This is a genomic window from Chryseobacterium sp. Y16C (assembly GCF_022488405.1).
Classification (GTDB): Bacteria; Bacteroidota; Bacteroidia; order Flavobacteriales; family Weeksellaceae; genus Chryseobacterium; species Chryseobacterium geocarposphaerae.
On the sequence record NZ_CP092711.1, the window covers coordinates 2,588,068 to 2,607,118 of the forward strand.

The 19,051-nt window shown below is 35.2% G+C and carries 13 protein-coding genes, 2 tRNA genes and 1 pseudogene; 4 read left to right on the plus strand and 12 right to left on the minus strand.

All coding sequences use genetic code 11. From position 1 onward, the window contains the following. Nucleotides 1-31: 31 nt before the first annotated feature. From gcvH to MKS83_RS11515, 8 genes and pseudogenes are all read right to left on the minus strand, one after another. The gene (gene gcvH / locus MKS83_RS11485; RefSeq protein WP_100377051.1) at nucleotides 32-409 is read right to left on the minus strand and encodes a glycine cleavage system protein GcvH; all 378 of its coding nucleotides are present in this window, start codon (nucleotides 407-409) and stop codon (nucleotides 32-34) included. Between the two features lie 156 nt (nucleotides 410-565). Further along, nucleotides 566-1,405 (minus strand): CPBP family intramembrane glutamic endopeptidase, encoded by an 840-nt coding sequence (locus tag MKS83_RS11490; RefSeq protein ID WP_240579811.1) that lies wholly within the window; start codon nucleotides 1,403-1,405, stop codon nucleotides 566-568. A gap of 170 nt (nucleotides 1,406-1,575) precedes the next feature. Further along, a complete protein-coding gene (locus MKS83_RS22325; RefSeq protein ID WP_410678457.1) occupies nucleotides 1,576-2,058 on the minus strand; it encodes a hypothetical protein in 483 nt (160 codons plus the stop codon). Nucleotides 2,059-2,360: 302 nt separating this feature from the next. Next, a pseudogene (gene sprA / locus MKS83_RS11495) lies at nucleotides 2,361-8,441 on the minus strand (cell surface protein SprA); the annotation flags it as partial. Nucleotides 8,442-8,615: 174 nt separating this feature from the next. Next, nucleotides 8,616-9,200, minus strand: coding sequence for a Holliday junction branch migration protein RuvA (gene ruvA, locus MKS83_RS11500; protein WP_100377054.1), 585 nt, complete (start codon nucleotides 9,198-9,200; stop codon nucleotides 8,616-8,618). Nucleotides 9,201-9,376: 176 nt separating this feature from the next. Next, nucleotides 9,377-11,671 carry an NADP-dependent malic enzyme gene (locus tag MKS83_RS11505; protein ID WP_240579812.1) on the minus strand — a complete coding sequence of 765 codons (2,295 nt, stop codon included), beginning with the start codon at nucleotides 11,669-11,671 and terminating at the stop codon, nucleotides 9,377-9,379. A gap of 17 nt (nucleotides 11,672-11,688) precedes the next feature. Next, nucleotides 11,689-12,540: an ATPase gene (locus MKS83_RS11510; RefSeq protein ID WP_240579813.1), complete on the minus strand. Its 852-nt coding sequence runs from the start codon at nucleotides 12,538-12,540 to the stop codon at nucleotides 11,689-11,691. An 84-nt stretch (nucleotides 12,541-12,624) separates the two neighbouring features. After that, nucleotides 12,625-12,888, minus strand: coding sequence for a hypothetical protein (locus MKS83_RS11515; RefSeq protein ID WP_240579814.1), 264 nt, complete (start codon nucleotides 12,886-12,888; stop codon nucleotides 12,625-12,627). A gap of 231 nt (nucleotides 12,889-13,119) precedes the next feature. Between MKS83_RS11515 and MKS83_RS11520 the strand changes: the two genes are divergently transcribed. From MKS83_RS11520 to MKS83_RS11535, 4 genes are all read left to right on the plus strand, one after another. After that, on the plus strand, nucleotides 13,120-13,578 hold the full coding sequence (locus tag MKS83_RS11520; RefSeq protein ID WP_100377059.1) for a GtrA family protein: 459 nt from the start codon (nucleotides 13,120-13,122) through the stop codon (nucleotides 13,576-13,578). A gap of 3 nt (nucleotides 13,579-13,581) precedes the next feature. After that, a complete protein-coding gene (locus MKS83_RS11525; RefSeq protein ID WP_240579815.1) occupies nucleotides 13,582-14,307 on the plus strand; it encodes a lysophospholipid acyltransferase family protein in 726 nt (241 codons plus the stop codon). A 48-nt stretch (nucleotides 14,308-14,355) separates the two neighbouring features. Beyond that, on the plus strand, nucleotides 14,356-15,801 hold the full coding sequence (locus tag MKS83_RS11530; protein WP_240579816.1) for an MFS transporter: 1,446 nt from the start codon (nucleotides 14,356-14,358) through the stop codon (nucleotides 15,799-15,801). A 91-nt stretch (nucleotides 15,802-15,892) separates the two neighbouring features. Beyond that, on the plus strand, nucleotides 15,893-16,849 hold the full coding sequence (locus tag MKS83_RS11535) for a DUF3810 domain-containing protein (protein WP_317224405.1): 957 nt from the start codon (nucleotides 15,893-15,895) through the stop codon (nucleotides 16,847-16,849). Nucleotides 16,850-17,213: 364 nt separating this feature from the next. Here MKS83_RS11535 and MKS83_RS11540 read toward each other — a convergent pair. From MKS83_RS11540 to MKS83_RS11555, 4 genes are all read right to left on the minus strand, one after another. Next, a tRNA-Met gene (locus MKS83_RS11540) sits at nucleotides 17,214-17,286 on the minus strand. Nucleotides 17,287-17,322: 36 nt separating this feature from the next. Next, nucleotides 17,323-17,396: transfer RNA gene (locus MKS83_RS11545), tRNA-Met, on the minus strand. Between the two features lie 44 nt (nucleotides 17,397-17,440). Continuing rightward, entirely contained in the window at nucleotides 17,441-18,724 is a 1,284-nt protein-coding gene (locus MKS83_RS11550) for a TlpA family protein disulfide reductase (protein ID WP_240579817.1), read from the minus strand. A 62-nt stretch (nucleotides 18,725-18,786) separates the two neighbouring features. Beyond that, nucleotides 18,787-19,023: a signal peptidase gene (locus MKS83_RS11555; protein WP_240579818.1), complete on the minus strand. Its 237-nt coding sequence runs from the start codon at nucleotides 19,021-19,023 to the stop codon at nucleotides 18,787-18,789. Nucleotides 19,024-19,051: the final 28 nt, after the last annotated feature.

The following is a 19,051-nucleotide window of genomic DNA, read 5'->3' on the forward strand; positions in this document are numbered from 1 at the left end:
GGGCAAAATCTTACTAAATATTTTTGAAATTCTATCCAATGATAGCCTGATATTCTTCTGCAGAAAGTAATTCTGAATGATCTGCACCTTCAGCAACTTCTAATTTAATAATCCATCCATTTCCGTAAGGATCTGAATTTAATAATTCCGGTTGATCTTCTAGGTCTGAGTTAAATTCAATAACTTTTCCAGAAATAGGTAAGAATAAGTCTGAAACTGTTTTTACAGCTTCTACACTTCCGAAAACGTCTCCGCCATTAAGCTCATCATCTACAGTATCTACATCTACGTATACGATATCTCCCAGCTCTCCTTGTGCGAAGTCTGTAATACCGATTGTAGCAACGTTACCTTCAATCTTAATCCATTCGTGATCTTTAGTGTACTTTAATTCTGATGGTGTGTTCATTTTTATTTTTTTATGCCAACAAATTTATTCAAAATAGATAAATGCTCAAAGGAAATAGAGAAATATTTATTGGGAAGATTAAAGTTACTGGTTTACAGGGAAAGCTTTAAGCTTATATGAATTTATTCTTCAGCAATCTTACTTTTATCCAGCAATTCATGGAATGTCTGGCAATCTAATTTTTTTGTACTGTTTGGTTTCTTTTAATTGCGATATTGAATTTACCGAAATACAACTTTTTAATTCAGCGTTTGGGCAAAATAATTTATTAATATTATCCATGTTTGTATTTACTGCTTTAACTTCTTTGTTCCGGGAAAACTCTACCTGACCGTCACTTTCAAACAATGAAACATATTGGTAAGTCATTACAAAATCATTGGTTTCTACTTTTTTCAAAGTTTTATCTGTATTTTCATAACTTATAATTGCTGTAGAAATAAGAGTTCCATTAACAATGAAATGCGCCAGTATGGAAGACCAAAGTCCAACATTCAGAACCAACCAGATTAACACTAAAGCCAATCCTGCAGTTCCAATAATACTCGGATATGAAGAAACGTTTAGTAAATCGTAAAACTTGTAGTGCATTAAGCTAAATAGTAATGCATTTATGAAGAAAGAATATTTCTGAAAATTATTTTTGGCTTTTAATTCAAACAAAATAATGAACAGTATTAATAGAGGAATCAGAAAGTAGCTTTGCTGCATAATCACCAAAAATGCAGTTCCAAAGTAACTTATATATTTCAAATATTTTTTCCCGGTAAAAACGCCCCGAAAGAAAAATTCTTCAAAGAGAGGGGCAATTACAACACCACCAAGAATTATGTCCGTTACATTATTGATATCATTAAACCTCGTTTCTCTGGAAGATGGATCTGTTATTTTAAAATGATCCAGAATAATTGCAAGAAGTGTAAAGCAAATAAATACAGGAATTCCAATTTTTAATAAATAATTTTCTTTGTACGTTTTCTTTTTTACGATTTCCATGGTTTTTAGTAAAATAAAAAGTATACTTTGAAGCATACTTTTTATGGGGTTTAATTAATAATATTCGGTTTCAAAGGTAATGAAAGCTTCTTTTATTTTCCAAGATTTCACACAAAAAACTCCCTTACTACTGAATAGAAAGGGAGCAATTATAATTTTGAATTTATTTTTTAGAAACCACCGGAATCACCAAACGTAAAGGTTGCTGAAATCCCCGCCCGAATTGTAGATAACGGGAATGCCGTGGATATTTTATATTTTGAAGTTAATTGCTCATAGAACAATCTTAAATTCAGATTTTCGGAAACATTATAATCTGAAAGTTTAATATTCATTACTTTTTGCCCTCCTGTAACCTGAGAATCATTTAGCAGAATATTCATGATACTTGTCTGGCCGTCTCTTAATGAAATATCTCCTCTAATGTTAAGATCACTTCCTTTAGATCTGCTTCCTCTTGAATTGTCCATCCCCAATCTGAAGTTTCGAATAATATAACCTAATCTTACTACATATTCTGTATTGGCCTCTTCAGTAAGGGTATGGTTTACCAATCCTAAAAGCAACATTCTGTTTTTATTATACTGCAATCCAAACTGCATATTGTTTCTCATAGTAACATCTATCCCGATAAGCGGAGAGAAAGATTCCAAGTATGTTGCCTGAGAGAAAGTATAAGGATTGATATAATCTCCATTTATATCTTTATCATTACCAGAAGTCTTATAATAATCGATGCTTGACTGAATACCTGTTGCCGTATAGGTTGCACTATAAGCATGTGAAATATCAAATTTAGAAAACTGCCCATTAATAATAGGAATATTTTTCAGACCTGAATAGGTAATTCTCCAGTTAGGTATCGGCAGTCCCGCTTTTTTAGCGTTCCCGATTGCTTTCGGAGACTTTCCTTCTACAGCAGCTCTAAAGGCAGGAATTAAAACATAGGCATTTGCTATACTATGACCTTCTGTAAAGCCGTCTGCATTAATGGACCTCCCATTTGTTGAGAAATAGCAACCGCGTTTGCTCTAATCGCCTGATAAATTGCCGCTCCATCTTTGAATGACGTATTCAATGCTACAACGGTATTGGAATAGGTTACAAAATCGTTTGCAAAAGCAAAATCATGATTGGCATAGGCCAAATTCTGAGGATCATTATACCCGGACTGTGAAAAGTTTCTGTTGAAAGTATGCAGAACATTGAAGTCTATTCTAAAATCATTTAAAGGAACAAATTGGAGATCGGCCCTTAATTCTTTTGTTGTCATCTGAATATAAGGATCCGTCATCAATGATGACCTACTCACCCAGCCGTTTTCTACTGCTATTCTTCTGATATCCGATTGCGATCCTAACAGGAATCCCGCAGTAGGTCCTCCTAATGTCTGTCCATATCCATACCAGTTCGGAGCAGAAAGAAGTCCAGGAATCACAGTTCCATTAGTTTCTGTATAATCAAAGTTCAACTGTTTGAATGACGTCATGAAATTGGCTATACTCTGCAAAGGCGTTAGTTTGTTTTTAAATTTATAGCTTTTGTATTTATATCTTTTTTTATCCCATGCTAATGTATATACATTATTCAAAGAGTCAATTTCTCTTTTTCTTTTTTGCATCTTGGCAGAAATATTCTGGAAATATTTAAACTGGCTAAAGAATTTAGGAATGTCTGCACTTGCCTTAGCTGTGATCACATTTGTATTCTGACCAATAGATCCTAAACTTCCTTCCGGACTTGAAAGTAAAGCTGTTGATCTTGCATTCCAGTTATAAGTAAATCCATATCCCAATTCTGCTTCAACGAAATCCAAATAAGGGAAATACTTGAATGGCAATTGGTAGCTTAACTGTACTCTATGATTATACAATACAGGTCTTCCGGCTCTGAATACATTTCCGAAAATTGAACTGTTGTCCATCGTATTTACATCAATATTATCATTCAATGTTCTGGTAAGCGAGTTCACCTGAAGCTTTAAAGATTTTGTAAGTCCGAACTCTAACCCATACTGCCATCCAAAATAGAAGTTTCTGTTTTTAATCACATCAAAGTTACTTCCGAAGTTTCCTGAAAGAATAGATTCGATATCTCTAAATTCAAGCTCATTATAATTTCTATCGATCTCTGTTCTGAAAGATAGTTTTGTAGGAATTGGATTAAAATTAAACTCTTTTGCCCATCTCAGGTATTTTGTTGATTTCGCCGTATCGCTGATAAGTTTATTAAAAGGTCTAATTACCCAAGGTTTAAATGTATAATTATAATCTATATACCCTCTGAAATACTGTCTGTAATTCTTCTTGGTATAAATATCCCTGTAATAATCATCATTGTAAACCGCAGTCATGGAAACGTTTTCTATATCGTAGAATTTAGGTTTCTTATTCTGGTTTACTCTTTCTTTATGCATATTCACAACACCGATGCTCCTTTGCTGCGTGTACGTTCTGGCTACTTTTTTTAAGCTCTGCCTTATTCGCGGCTTTATTAAACTCAACATCGGTATCCAGCGGGTTGTATTTTGGATCTTCGATCGTCTGGGAATATGAATAGTTCAATGGGATTTTCATTCCGCTTTTCTCCGGTAATAGTTTATCTACATTAATTGCAGTATTAATACTGAAAGCAGATTGTGAAGACTGACTTCTTTCCGCCGGTTTTGAATCTATGTTCCCGAAACCTACAGAGCTGTAAGAAGCGCTTGTGTTTACCGTTGCGAAATCTCCGAGATTGAAATTCAAGCTCGCATTTCCGGCATATCCTCCATCGTTTTCAATTTCAGAAAGACGGATTTCATTTACCCAGAATACCCTTCCTTTGCTATTAATCTCTCCTCGCGGCAAGTTTCTTACCCCTATCATGATCGTTGTAATATTTCCAAGAGAAGGCCTACCCTTTATGTAGATATCTTTATTATCATGACTAAATTGTGCATCTTTGATTCTTTCGGTAATCTTAGTGGGAAACTGCTTATCTCTTCTGATTTTTGCATCTACAAAATCCTGAATTGCAAAATCCACATCGTTTTCTACCGGCCAGATTTCTAAAGGAGCTGTTGCCGTATTCGCCGTATATTTTACTGAAGCTTCATATTCATAATAGTTATCTGTAGCATCGCTTCCAAAACGGATAAAGAATTTCAAATTATTGTCAACTTTTGGCAAAGTAGGATCGTCCAGGTTTTCAGCATGAAGGAAAAGCTTTAGCTTTTTATACCTTCTCATATCCAAGCTTGTATTCTTGAATACCCCTCTTGCTTCCTCCCGCATGTTTTTTACCTTCATATATAATGAAGCTTCGTTCTGTCTCTGAGCTCCAGCATTTCCACTTAAAACCTGTCTGTCGATTCCCGGAGGCAGTACATAAGGAGGCTGATTCAATCCGTTCTCTTCAATGTTCACACTTCCTACTTCGAAGTTATCATTCATTGTATCACTTCCTGCTGTACCTTCTGTAGGAGAATCTACCGTTTCACTGGCAATTTTATTCGGATATCTTCTCCAGTCAGAACGAACTAGATCCATCGAACCAAATCTTAGGGTAGATGTATTGTCGAATCCTGTTAATAGTAATCTTGCGAATCTCACATTATTAAGAACAGATGGTGAATGATCTCCTTCTGTTGCCACATATTGTGAAACCGGAATTCTGAAAAATACCACTTCACATCGGACGACTGCCCATTCTGGAAATTGGCTTTTACAGTTTTTACGTCTACGATATTGTTTTGTCCTAAAGCAAGACTTGCTTGATCTAAGTTAACTTCATATTGGTTGTAGTTTTCACTCTGATCTAAATTATAATCTTTATTAATATCTTCTGCATCCGGAGTTTGTGAAGAAACTTCCAGAGAATTGCTTTTAGAGTTTCCTTCCGGACCTCTGAAATATTTATAACGTTCTACGACTGAAGCTGCCTGAGTTCCTGTAAATTTATCTGACATGTAGAATAAGAAATCATCTACAGCTGGGTCAGCTAAATTAGTCACCGGATTTATAAATGTATTTCCAAATCGAGCTGCTTCCTGATCAGACGTTAAACCATCATATCCCGCATCCTGCACCGTTCTGTCTGTACCTTCACTGGAAAATGCATATAAAACAGGAGGCTGTTTTGGTTGTATCCCCCAGTTTGAATTGGTTGTAGTAAATGTTGAAGCTGGTGTCGGAAGTCCGTTCTCATACTGCATAAATCCGTCTTTCAGAATATCTTCGGACACATTTCCTAAATGTAATAATAATTTAGGTGTATTCCCTGGATTACTCAATGGTTTTCCATCCGCATAAGGATCCATCAACCAAAATTCAACATATTCAATATTTGAATTGACAAAGTTGGATACACTGACAGGTCTCATGATTCCTCCCCATCTCTGTTGAGTGGTTTCCGAGCCCGGATTGACGTTATAAGGTCCTTTTTCCTGAGGATAATATGAAATATCAAAGGTATTGGTAAAGGTTTGCTCACCCGCTACAAAATCTCTGTTGTTATAAATTTCAGAAAGCTGTACCCTTCTCGAGGCGTGGTTGGAAACAGACTGAGCGGTTATTCCGGCAGGTGCTTTACCTCCTACTCCCCAGAATCTAGGATCTATGCTATACCAGGACAACAATCCCCTTCCATATCCGCCTGTAATATCATTATTTGGCGGAGCTATATTGAACGGAATCTGTGTATTTTTTTCAGGTTTTGATGCCAAGCTCCAAGCTGCAGGTTCTTTTAATGAAATTTTGGAAGTGGTTTGTTCAAAATCATCAATATAAGATTGGTTGTCTGTTCCTTTGTTAAGTCCCGGCAACAAATAGGCAGCTTCCATTTTAAAGTTCAGATTAGAAGGAGCTTCTGTATTTACCAAAGGTATCTTATCGGTTAATCTTGTCAGGAATGGCAATTGATTGTTATACATCAAATTTACCCCTGCCATTGTATTGTTTACGGCTTCCTGTCCGTAATTTACCTTTTGGGTAAGCGGTGACTCGGAATAGTTAACAACAGTACCTCCTAAAATGAAGTTTTCACTGAATCTCCTCTCTAAATTCAATCCTAAAAATCGTTTTCTCTGCGTATTGAATGTTAACTGATTTTCTAAAGAAATATTGATAGCCTGGCCGGATTGTTTCACCTGCTCGTTAATGATGGTAACTGTTCCCAGCATATAATCAACAGTATAATCTACTCCCTCCGCTAGCTGCACTCCGTTGGCCGAAACTTTTACAGATCCTTGCGGCACGTTTACTGCTCCCAAAGAAATACCTTGTCCTGTAGTCCCTTTATAACGCCCCTCCATAGTATACCTTTGAGAAAGGTTACTGTAAGTCGCTGCCTGCTTTTGTTTGTCATACAAGTCACTAAATACATACTGAGGATTATTACTTCCTAAAAGGTTCTGTATATTACTTCCAAACGGCTGCACTTTGGTAAAGATAACTTTTCCGGTTTCCGGTCTTATGGTAATTCCGTTGACGAAGTCAAAAATACCATCTCCCGTTGTTCCTCCACTGTTTGACTGAAGGTCACCATTGGTATTCAAACGGTCCCAGTTCATTAATTTCAACAAGTTCGTATCCTGAACATTGGTGTTAGGAAGATAATTTACTTTACCTCCGGTTTGTGCATCTCTGTAGTAAACATTCAAGATAAATCCATCCTGACTTACCTGTGCAGCATCCAAAGCATAAATATTCTTCATCATCAGATCCCACATCGGAGATTCAACATTTACCGTAGTATTTGATTTCAAAAGCTTAGCTACCAAAACAGGGCTTTCTTCCGAAAACTCCCCTACTTTATACACCTGATTTGTTCCGTTCAGGGTATATGAATATGAAACAGCCAGCAACTGCTGGTCGTTTAGCTTTTGGTTCAATGAGATATATCCAAGTTGTGGTTGGAAGGTATATTCGTTGGCGTTTAGCCTTCTTGCTTTTTTATTAAAAATAAACTGTTCTCCGTTACTATACGGCTGTGTACTTCCCGGAAATGTTCCTCCTTGTAAGATATCCCCATAATTCGTTCCGGGATCTCTGGTTCCCATTGCCGTGGAAATTGCAGTGTACAGACCATTCTGAGAGTTATCCGGTGTTCCAGCTGCGCCTTCCCCCAAATCTCGGATTCCGACTATACTTTTTTGATAGGCAAGATTACTGTTTCCTTGATCCAGCACCCAAACCTCCAATCTTGTAATGTTGATTCTGGAATTGATCTGAGGATAATTAAGCAATGCATTATCATAACCATCTAAGAAGTAATGCCCTAAAAAGTAATGCTGATTATCTTCGTAATCTATTGCATTGATTTTAAAAGTGTTCATCACTCCTCCACCTTGTACGACAATATTCCTTGCCTCACCTTGTTGTTGCGATAATACTACCGTTCCGTACGTCTTCCCTAACTGAAATTCTGTTTTCACCCCGAACAATGATTCGGACCCACGAATAAGACTGGTAGACAGCGGCATGTTCACGTTACCGAACTCTACTCTCTTTATAATTTTATCTTCACCGCCTGCTCCTGGAGAATTTACATCTCCAAGCCCTTTAGATTGCAAATCTTTCCAGTTTCCTTTTGCCTGCCATACCAAATTCATCTTGTTTTCAAATGCAAAACCACTCTGGGTATCGTAATTGGCTTTCAACTGCAGATTTTCACCCACTTTTCCTAAAAGTCCTAACTGGATTCTCTGGTTGATATCAAAAGTAAAACTGGTTCTGTTTTGTGGCAGAATCAGCGGATTATCAATTTTCTGGTACAACCCTCCAAAATCAAAAGAAGCAAATCCTGATGGAATGATTTCTATCTTATTGCTTCCGAAAATGGTTTCAAAAAGTCTGTTTCTGATGGTTAAAGCAGGGATTAATCCTTTTTTTAACGCATCACTTTTATCTTTTCTGAAAAGTAGACTGTACCGGTCAGATTTCTCTTTATAATAAGCTTTTGATTGTGTTGCGAGCATAAATTCCTTATACTCTTCCGGAGACATCGCCGTAGGAACTCCGGTTACAATATTTCCAATCTTGGGATATACGAGATACATCCCTGTTTTTATATCATAAAATGCTTCGTATTGGGTAGGATCAGGTAATTCGTAATCCTTTTTTATAGAAATTCCTGTCGCAGGGTTTTCTTGTCCGAACGCATTTATGGAAATACACAGAAAAGACAGGAACAAGAATATGTTGAAATATTTATGAGTCGTCACCAAATGTTAAATGTTTTTTAAAATTTGTTTTACCAATTCTTCTACCGAAATACTTGGATTTTGTTTAATTATTTTATCTGCAATTTTCTCACTCATTCGTTTAGGAATTCCTAAAACTTCTAATGCAGATAACGATTCTTCCTTAATTTTATTATTTACAAATGTAGAAATATTTTCTTCTGAAGTGTTGAATTTTTGGACTTTATCTTTCAAATCAACAATAATTCTTTCAGCTGTTTTTGCCCCTATTCCTTTGGCCTTTTGAATCAAAGCACTATTTCCGGAAAGGACTGCAGAAGCAATTTCATTAAGGCTAAAAGTAGAGAGTAAAATCAAGGCAGATACGGCACCAACACCGTTAACGCTTATTAACAAATTAAACATTTCTTTTTCGGAACGAGTGTTAAAACCGAAAAGTAAATGAGCGTCTTCCCGGATAATCTGCTGTATAAATAAAAAAGTTTCCTGATTCAGAAGAAGTTTTTGCGAGGTTAGCAAACTGATCCCCACATAATAACCCACACCCTGCACATTAATTACTGCATACGTTGGCGTAAGCTCCTGAACAGTTCCTTGTAAAGAAAATATCATGATTAATTTTTAAAACTCCCAAATATAGCAAATTAAACTAAGTAATGTTTTCATTTCACGGACGAATGATTTTTAACTTAATTTTTTATCAAAAACCCAATGGAATCTTCAAATAAAAAAAGACTCCAAAAATCTGGAGCCTTTTTATTCACTTTTGCTATAAAGCAATATCAATATTATTTTTTATCCTTTTTCTCTCTTCTTTGAGCATCAAGAACCGCAACAGTAGCCAGGTTTACGATTTCGTCTACGCTCGAACGCATTTGCAAAACGTGAACAGGCTGTTTCAGACCCATTAAAATTGGTCCGATCACTTGTGCCACTTTCATTCCTCTGATAATTTTGTAAGATAAATTTGCAGATTCAAGATTCGGGAAGATAAAGGTGTTGGCAGGAGTTGTTTCCAGTTTCGAGAAAGGATAGTCACTCAAATGATCTGAATTCATGGCAAAATCCGGCTGAATTTCACCATCTACAATCATTTTAGGATATTTTTCATGAAGGATGCTTACTGCTTTTGCTACTTTTTTAGACGTATCGGAAATTGCTGCAAAGTTTTCAAATCCAAGCATGGCAATTCTCGGTTCGATAGCGAAAGATTTCACCGTAAATTCAGCCATTTTAGCGATATTTACAAGGTCTTCTGCTGTAGGGTTTTGATTAATCGAGGTATCTGCAAAGAAAATAGGTTTTTTTTCAGATAAGATCATCATCATTGCCGCTACTTTATCTACTCCTTTCTCCTTTTCAATAATTTCTAAAACCGGTCTTAATACTGAAGTATAATTTTTAGAGAAACCGATAATCAATCCGTCTGTATCTCCATGCTTCAACATCAAGGGACCAAAATAATCTCTCTGACGAACGAATCTTTTGGCTTTATACTCGTTCATCCCTTTTCTTTGACGAAGCTTCCAAAGAGTTTCTCTGTATTTCTTTCTGTTTTCTTTCTGATCATCATCACTTGGATCTATAATCGGAACATCAAGATTGATTCCGTAACGCTCCATCTGTTCCTGAATATACTTTTTGTTTCCTAAAAGGCTTGGAAACGCAATTCCTTCTTCATAAAGAATCTGAGCAGCTTTTAATACATTATATTCTTCAGCATTTCCTAAAGTAATTCTCTTCGGGTTGGCTTTAGCACGACTCTGCATCATTCTTACCAATTTCTCATCTCTTCCCATTCTGTCGAGAAGGTGATGTTCATATTCTTCGAAATCGCTAATTGTTTTTCTTGCCACACCGCTATCAATTGCAGCTTTAGCCACTGCACTCGATACTTTTGTGATCAATCTGTTATCAAATGGCTTTGGAATAAAATAGTCTCTTCCAAATTGTAAATTCTGAACATTATAAGCCAAAATTACAGCTTCAGGAACCGGTTCTTTAGCCAGATTAGCAATCGCATGAACAGCTGCTAACTTCATTTCTTCATTAATCCCTTTTGCCTGAACATCTAATGCACCACGGAAAATATATGGGAAACCAAGAACGTTATTAACCTGATTAGGATAATCACTTCTTCCTGTCGCCATGATCACATCTTTACGGGTTTCAAGCGCCAGATCGTAAGCAATTTCCGGATCTGGGTTTGCCAAAGCGAAAACAATAGGATTTTCGCTCATGCTCAAGAGCATTTCAGGAGTCATTACATTTCCTTTTGACAATCCTACAAAAACATCGGAACCTTTCACGGCATCTTCCAATGTTTCAATATCTGTATTAGCGATAAAATCTAATTTTTCAGGAGTAAGATTTTCTCTTTTATGATTAATAACTCCTTTACTGTCGCACATCAGTACATTTTCTTTCTTCAATCCCAAAGAAATGTACAGGTTGGTACAAGCAATTGCTGCCGCTCCTGCTCCGTTTACCACCATTTTTACTTCTTCGATCTTTTTGTTAGCGATTTGCAAAGAATTGATTAATGCTGCCGCAGAAATAATTGCTGTTCCGTGCTGGTCATCGTGCATTAAAGGAATATCCAGTTCTTCTTTTAGCCTTTGTTCAATATAAAAAGCTTCAGGAGCTTTAATATCTTCAAGGTTGATTCCTCCAAAAGTTGGCGCAATCCCTTTTACAATATCAATAAATTTATCCGGATCTTTTTCATCGATTTCAATATCAAATACATTAATATCTGCAAAAATCTTGAACAAAAGACCTTTTCCTTCCATTACAGGCTTCGAAGCTTCTGCTCCAATATCACCTAATCCCAAAACAGCAGTACCATTCGAAATAACAGCTACCAGATTTCCTTTTCCTGTATAATCATAAACTGTTTCCGGCTTTTCATGAATTTCCATACAAGGAACTGCAACCCCCGGTGAATATGCCAATGACAAATCTCTCTGAGATGAGTGCGGTTTTGAAGGAATAACTTCGATTTTTCCTTTTGGTTCTGTTTTATGATAGTCTAACGCGGCCTGGTTAAAGTTCTTCTCGTCGCGGTTATTTTTACTTGACATAGAATTTTATTTTTTATTTAAAGTATATATTTAATGTGGTAATCTACCAAACTCTCGATAGGCTTCTGAACGATTCGTCCCACATTTAAATGAAGCTCTGCAGCAACAGAACGTAGAATGTTTTCATAATAATAAGCTATAGAACCAATAAAATTGATTTCAGCTTCTTTGGATTCCTCATAGGGAAGAACCTGATAATCGAAAAAATTCATCATTTCATCGAAAACCATTTTCTGAAAGTAAGGATGATCCTTTCTTTCTACAACAAATTTATTGAAATTTGCTAAATAAGCATTGGGTCTTGGCGTATGATACATGTTTTTCAATGTTTCATCCACAGTAAGCTTATACGTTTTTTCAAACTCACAAGACAGGTCATCAGGAAGTTTTTGCATAAAGAATCTTCGCACTAGTTGTTTCCCGATGGCACTTCCGCTTCCTTCGTCACCAACAAGATAGCCCAGTGAAGGAAGCTTTATTTTTAAATTTTCTCCGTCAAAATAACAAGAATTGGAACCTGTTCCCAAAATACAAACAATGGTCGGCTTACCGTTATACGCAGCATACGCAGCAGCAGTAAGATCTTCTTTTACAATAATCTCTGCATTGGTGAAAACTCTCCCCACTTCTTCTTCAATCGTTATACAGTTTTGTCTCACGCCACAGCCAGAACCATAAAAAAAGATCCTGGTAATAGAGTTTTTAACCGATGTTAAGCTTGTATTTTTCTCAATTTCGGGGACAATAAGCTCTTTGCTGATAAAATTGGGGTTAAAACCAATGGTTTCGGTCTTTAAGAAAACGTTTTTGAAGTCATCCAGAATTACCCAATCAGATTTAGTTGAACCACTATCAACAATAGCAACCATATATTACATTTTAGTTTAAGGATGCTAAATTATGAATTTATCTTTAAACCGTCTTATAAACACATGGTAAGCTTTTTAAAATTACTAATGTTTTATATCAGTTTTTTTCTCGTTGAATTGTATAAGCCAATCTTCTATTTCATCTTCTAAATAGGAAGTCTGCAAAATCATTGCATTGATAAAATCATCCGGAACAGGTTCTCCGTTGGAGTTCTCAAGATTCCATAGCTCATCAGACATATTTTCGTACTCTGTATACACTCTTTTGAATCTAGTGCTTTGTCTTTCGAGAGCTTCGATATTTTTCTGTTGAAGCTGGAATTTTCTGTATTTGTTTTGACCTTTCATACAAATATTATTATAGTTTTTGAAAAAGAAATGATAAAAAATACGTTCAAACCCGTATTACAAGATAGAAAAACCGCCCAACACAAGCTGTTGAAAATGAATTTATTATCAGGTTACTTTTATGTCGCTTTGAATAATAAATTTAAAAAGATTTTTGATTCAAAAAAAATATTTAACAACTTTTTTCACTGTTTAACATATAGTTATAAATTTGCAGTTCATATCAATTGAATGAAAGAGTTACTACTACGTCAAAAACAAATTTTATTCTTCATCATAGCCGGAGGACTCAGTGCTGTTGTTGAGATTGGAAGTTTTAAAATTTTCAGTATTCAACTTCCCAGAATGCTTCCTCAGGAAACTAACTTTCATGGCATTCATTATCCTTTAAGTAATATTTTATCTACAAGCTGCGGTATTATTACCAATTATTTCCTGAGCATCTGGTTTGTTTTTGAAAGAGGCAAACATTCAAAAAAAAAGGAATTTGCCTATTTTATGATTGTGTCTTTTATTTCAACCTTATTAAGTCTTAGTTTTTTCCAGTTTTTTTACAGCTTCATCTTCAAAGACAATATCAGTTTAGTTTTTTATACATTAAGTCCTGAAGTAATTAGTAAAATAGCTGCAATCTTATTAGTTTCGGTACTCAATTATTCAATAAAGAAAAAAGTAATTTTTAACGGATAACCTGTGGGAAAGATTTTAAATTATCTCTGGAGATTTTGGCTTTTGCTTCTGGCGTTTTTTTTAACGATAATTTTCGGAATACCCGTTTATATTTTATCTTTCAGTAAAAAGCATTATAAATATGCCTATACATGGATCCGGCTCTGGAGCTACGGGATGTTCTACGGAATGGGATTAAGGCATGAAATCACCAAGCTTTCTGATCAGCAGCTTGAAAAAGGAAAGCAGTATGTTATTATTTCCAATCATACTTCTATTATGGACATAATGCTTACCTGCATTTTGTTCCCCCATCATCCAATCTGCTTTGTTGGAAAAAAAGAGCTGGTAAAAATTCCTATTTTCGGAACAATCTATAAAAGAATCTGTGTAATGGTCGACCGAAGCAGTGCAAGAAGCCGTGCTGATGTCTATAGAAGGTGTGCTGAAAAAATGGAGGAAGGCTGTAGCATCGTCATCTTTCCTGAAGGAGGAGTTCCTGATGATACCTCTATTATTTTAGACGAGTTTAAAGACGGAGCATTCACCTTGTCATCCAAGCACAATTCGCCTATTGTTATTCATACCTTCATTGGTTTAAAAGAAATTTTCCCTTTTGATAACTCCAAAGGCTATCCCGGAAAAGTAAAGGTTTTTTACAATGGTATTTTAGCCCCTTCAGATTCTCCGAAAAATTTAAAATTGTCAGCTTTTGAGACAATAAAAAAAACTTTAGTTAAATACTCTTAATCAAAGAAATAATCTATATTTGTTATTGCGAATTTTTTATTAACAAATATGTCAAACTATTCTAAACAAACTAACTGGGGACAGTTCATTCCGTTAGTTACTGTATTTTTTTTCTGGGGTTTTGTTGCAGCCAGTAATGATATCCTAATCCCGGTTTTTAAAAAGGCATTTAATTTATCCCAAACCGAAAGTATGCTCGTTCAAATTTGTTTCTACGTTGCATATACGGTAGGTTCATTAATTTATATGTTTATTTCTAAAGGGCTGAAACAAGACTTGATCAATAGGATCGGTTATAAAAACGGTTTGATTACCGGATTATTAATTTCAGCTGTGGGAACCTTATTATTTTATCCGGCTGCCAATATTGGATCTTTCCCTTTAATGATCTCAGGATTATTTATTGTAGGTTTAGGATTTTCCTTACAACAAATTGTAGCCAACCCTCTTGCTATTGAAGTAGGACCTGTAGAAACAGGATCTCAAAGATTAACAATGGCAGGTGGGATCAACAATTTCGGAACAACCATTGGACCTCTAATTGTTTCTTTTGCTATTTTCGGATCTGCTACTGCGGCCAATACTGAAGTAAGCGTGGAAAGTGTAAAAATTCCTTATCTTATTTTAGGAGTGGCATTTGTTTTAGTGGCTATCATGTTGAAGTTTTCTTCACTCCCAACTATAACACCTACAAATGTTGAGAACACAGATGATTCCACCCCTGGAGAACACAGAAAATCTGCACTTCAGTATCCCCAGCTTATTATGGGGATGATCGCGATCTTTGTTTATGTAGGAGTGGAAGTATCTACGGCTAGTAATTTGCCGGCATATATGGAAAAAGATCTAAATTTTGCAACAAAAGATGTAGCACCTTATATTTCTCTTTATTGGGCTTCTATGATGATCGGACGTTGGACAGGAGCTGTTGATGCTTTCGATTTCAGCGCGGGATTCAAAAAGATTTTAAGATTCTTAGCTCCTTATCTGGCTTTCGGGGTATTCTTATTAGTGAATGCTATTGCAAAGCATGATCTTACACCTTTCTATGTTTATGGTTTAATTATTATTGTAATGATTATCTGTGATGTAATGAGTAAAGGAAATCCTGCAAGAATGCTGCTTATTTTCTCATCCGCAGGAATCGCAGCTTTATTGATAGGAATGCTTACAAAAGGAATGGTTTCTGTTTATGCATTTACAAGCGTAGGTTTATTCTGTTCTACATTGTGGCCTTGTATTTTTGCACTTGCTATCAATGGTCTTGGAAAACATACCAACCAGGGTTCAGGTTTATTGATCATGATGATTATGGGAGGCGGAATTGTTAGTCTTATTCAGGGATATATTGCAGACCTAACAACAATACATATGAGCTATATAGTAGGTGTTATTTGTTTTGCTTATTTAGCTTTCTACGCAATCCGCGTAAGTGGTATTTTAAAATCTCAAGGTATAGATCTTGATAAACTCACAAAAGGCAGTGGTCATTAATATCAGTAAAATATATACGAAGAAAAGATTTTGGGCGGGTTTATTACTTGCCCAATTTCTTTTGTTTTTAGCTTTTTCGAAATCAGTTTGGATGATTTCATTTTTTGAAAGACTTTTTGAAATACAAAAAAAAACGCATCAACATCTTTTTTCATGGCTGCCCTTTTCTTTGGGTGATATACTGTATATACTTTTAGGAATTTTTATTCTATATTCCATCATTAAGCTTTTTAAAAAGAAAGACAGGAATACAACCATCATTAGATTTCTTTTGGTCATTAATATCATTTATTTCTGTTATCAGCTATTTTGGGGAATGCTATATTTTCAAATCCCGATTCTCCAAAAGCTTTCAAGCCAGAAAGAACCCGATATCAGTAAAGCAAAAGTATTGGCTCTGCAATATCTCGAAAAATGTAAAGCAAGCAGAAAGATGGTACGTGAAGATAAAAACGGAATCTTCATTATTTCCGATCTCAATACTGTTCAATCTGAAATCCTTTTGAGACAAAAGACAATCCCTCAATATATTTCTTCTAAAAAGGTTTCTCTTGTGAATTCATTTAAGCCAAGTCTTTTTAAAAACGTCATGAGTTTTACCGGCATATTGGGATACTATAATCCTTTCACAGCAGAAGCTCAATACAACTCACAACTTCCGGCCACATTAATCCCTTTTACTTCAGCCCATGAAAGCTCTCATCAATTAGGCTTCGCCAGGGAACAGGAAGCTAATTTTATCGGCTATTTGATAGGGATTAACTCAACAAACCCCGACCTGCGTTACAGTACCGAATACTTCACTTTAAAAAGCCTTTTAAGGTTTATCATAGAAGAAGATCCTGCTTTTGTAAAAACGGTACTGAAAAACTATTCTGAAGGAATGAAAAGAGACCGGGCATTTGAAAAAGCATTTGTTTTGAAACATCAAAGCTGGCTGGATGATTTCTTTGGATTTACCAATAATTTGTTTCTTAAAAGTAACCAGCAGGAAGGCTCTGTCACCTATTCCTATTTTATCGATCTACTATTGAATTACGAGAAATAGTTAGTATATACAAAAAAGAATCGTATCAGGCGATACGATTCTAAAAACACAAATGATGAAAAAAAATTTATTACCTTGACTTGTTCCCTCATTCAAGGCGTTGTAAAAATACAACAATATTTATAAATAAAAAACTTATTTTTCCTTTTTATCAATTTTTATGAAAATTTTAAGATTTTTTGAATTTATTTTAAGGCTTTTTTAGAATTCGAAATAATTCACCAAAAAGATACTTATTTATTTTAACAAAATAGCAAGATTTGCTTATTAAAAAATATCAAAATATTTAGAAAGAAAAATTCATTATTTTATACCAAAAGTATTATAAATAAAAAACGCAATTATTTCTAATTGCGTTTTTTAGTAGCGGGAACCGGACTCGAACCGATGACCTTCGGGTTATGAGCCCGACGAGCTACCTACTGCTCCATCCCGCGGTGTATTTTTGAGTACCTACCGAAAGTACTATTTTGTAGCGAAGACGGGAATTGAACCCGTGACCTCAGGGTTATGAATCCTGCGCTCTAACCAACTGAGCTACCTCGCCTTTTTCGTGGTGCAAATATATAAATTATTTCTTTCTCTCCAAAATTATTTTGCATTAAAATATTCCAAAACATTTCCCACATGCTCTGGCTTACTGATAATCTTATTGTTAGCATCTAAAATAAAATAGGTAGGTGTAGCATGGATGTTGTAAGTTTCCGAGTAAGAGCTGTTCCATCCTTTCAATTCTGAATCGTTGATCCATGGGAATGCCGCTATTTTACTCGTATATGAGCTTTTATCAGTATCTAAAGACAATCCAATAACCTGCACTTTTTTAGCCTGTAATTCTTTATATTTTGCAAGCAGTTGCGGAAGCTCACTTTCACAATGTGAACATGTGGATGACCAGAAAATAATAATCTTTTTATCTGCCTTTACATCATGGATTGACTTTGCGTCTGTATTGACCGGAGACTGAAATTTATAATTAGGAAAAACAGCTCCTAATTCTACATTTGCATTTGATTTTATGGTAGAAGCCAGCCTGTCTGTAATGGTACACTTGAGGTTTTTAGCAAGGCTTAAATACTTATTTTTAAACTCAGACATATCATATACATCAAAGATGTCAATCAGCTCAGATAAAACGGTTTGTCCACGAGGTGTTTCTACCTTCAATCTGTCTAATAATTTATCTACGGATGCTGTAACGTTCGTATTCCCTCCGTTATTTAAATAAGCCACCAATAATGGTCTCAGCAGAGAGGAAGTTTCAAGCATATCATTCGATTTATCTATAAAATTAATAATATCATCCTGGGAAACTTTTTTAGTATTTTGAGCAGATAAGTATTTGTTATAATTTGTATTATAATAGCTTACAAAAGGAAATTTTGACACATTCTCAATATCATTTCCCGAAAGTCTTCCTATCTCTGTTTTTAACGCTTTTCCAAAATCAGTATTATCTTTATAATATTCTTTGATTTGAGATAAAGCAGGCAATATAACTTCTTTTTTCTGAGATAATTCCTGGATACTACTCATTAAAGCATTAGCATCATCAAGATAAATGATATCCTTGACTTTGGCGCCCTCTGCTTCAAGTTTAATGTTCACATCTTTATTCTCAGAAATAAAAGTGACTGTATTATTAGTATTAGGAAAATAAGCCTTCATCATCCCAGAATAGGCTTTTGGATACTTAAATGTCCATACATTATTTTTTTTCTGCTCTTTTGTAACAATAATGTCCTTAGATCCGTTAAGCGTGTATAAAATAGCATCCTGTTCTTTGAATCCTTCCGGTGCTTGAATAGTCACTGAAAACTGAGCATGGATGGATAATGCGGTCATCATCCCAGACAATAAAAGTATCTTTTTCATGACGTAAAAATAAAAAAACTCCCTGACTAATCAGAGAGTTTACTATTATTTTAATAAAATTTTTATATTTTTTGGCTTTTATATTTTTTAGCAAAGTAAACAATTGTCAGAATTGCAACTATCGCTAACACATAAACATACATATCGATTGGAGATGCCTGGGCTCCCGGTGTTCCAGTGTCACCTCCAGTTCCTCCAGGTCTGGCTGTAGGGGGAGTGGGAACTTCATTTTCAGCGAACAATAATCCACTAAATAACAAATATGTAAAACTTAGGAAACGTAATATACTTTTTTTCATTTTGCAAATTTAAGAAGGTTAATTATAG

What these genes read in the sequence shown, in the direction of transcription:
- MKS83_RS11510 (WP_240579813.1), bottom strand. Translation starts at nt 12,540, where the DNA reads ATGGTTGCTATTGTTGATAGTGGTTCAACTAAATCTGATTGGGTAATT.
- ruvA (WP_100377054.1), bottom strand. Translation starts at nt 9,200, where the DNA reads ATGATATTTTCTTTACAAGGAACTGTTCAGGAGCTTACGCCAACGTAT.
- MKS83_RS11550 (WP_240579817.1), bottom strand. Translation starts at nt 18,724, where the DNA reads ATGAAAAAGATACTTTTATTGTCTGGGATGATGACCGCATTATCCATC.
- MKS83_RS11520 (WP_100377059.1), top strand. Translation starts at nt 13,120, where the DNA reads ATGAAAGAGTTACTACTACGTCAAAAACAAATTTTATTCTTCATCATA.
- MKS83_RS11515 (WP_240579814.1), bottom strand. Translation starts at nt 12,888, where the DNA reads ATGAAAGGTCAAAACAAATACAGAAAATTCCAGCTTCAACAGAAAAAT.
- gcvH (WP_100377051.1), bottom strand. Translation starts at nt 409, where the DNA reads ATGAACACACCATCAGAATTAAAGTACACTAAAGATCACGAATGGATT.
- MKS83_RS11490 (WP_240579811.1), bottom strand. Translation starts at nt 1,405, where the DNA reads ATGGAAATCGTAAAAAAGAAAACGTACAAAGAAAATTATTTATTAAAA.
- MKS83_RS11530 (WP_240579816.1), top strand. Translation starts at nt 14,356, where the DNA reads ATGTCAAACTATTCTAAACAAACTAACTGGGGACAGTTCATTCCGTTA.
- MKS83_RS11555 (WP_240579818.1), bottom strand. Translation starts at nt 19,023, where the DNA reads ATGAAAAAAAGTATATTACGTTTCCTAAGTTTTACATATTTGTTATTT.
- MKS83_RS11505 (WP_240579812.1), bottom strand. Translation starts at nt 11,671, where the DNA reads ATGTCAAGTAAAAATAACCGCGACGAGAAGAACTTTAACCAGGCCGCG.
- MKS83_RS11535 (WP_317224405.1), top strand. Translation starts at nt 15,893, where the DNA reads ATGATTTCATTTTTTGAAAGACTTTTTGAAATACAAAAAAAAACGCAT.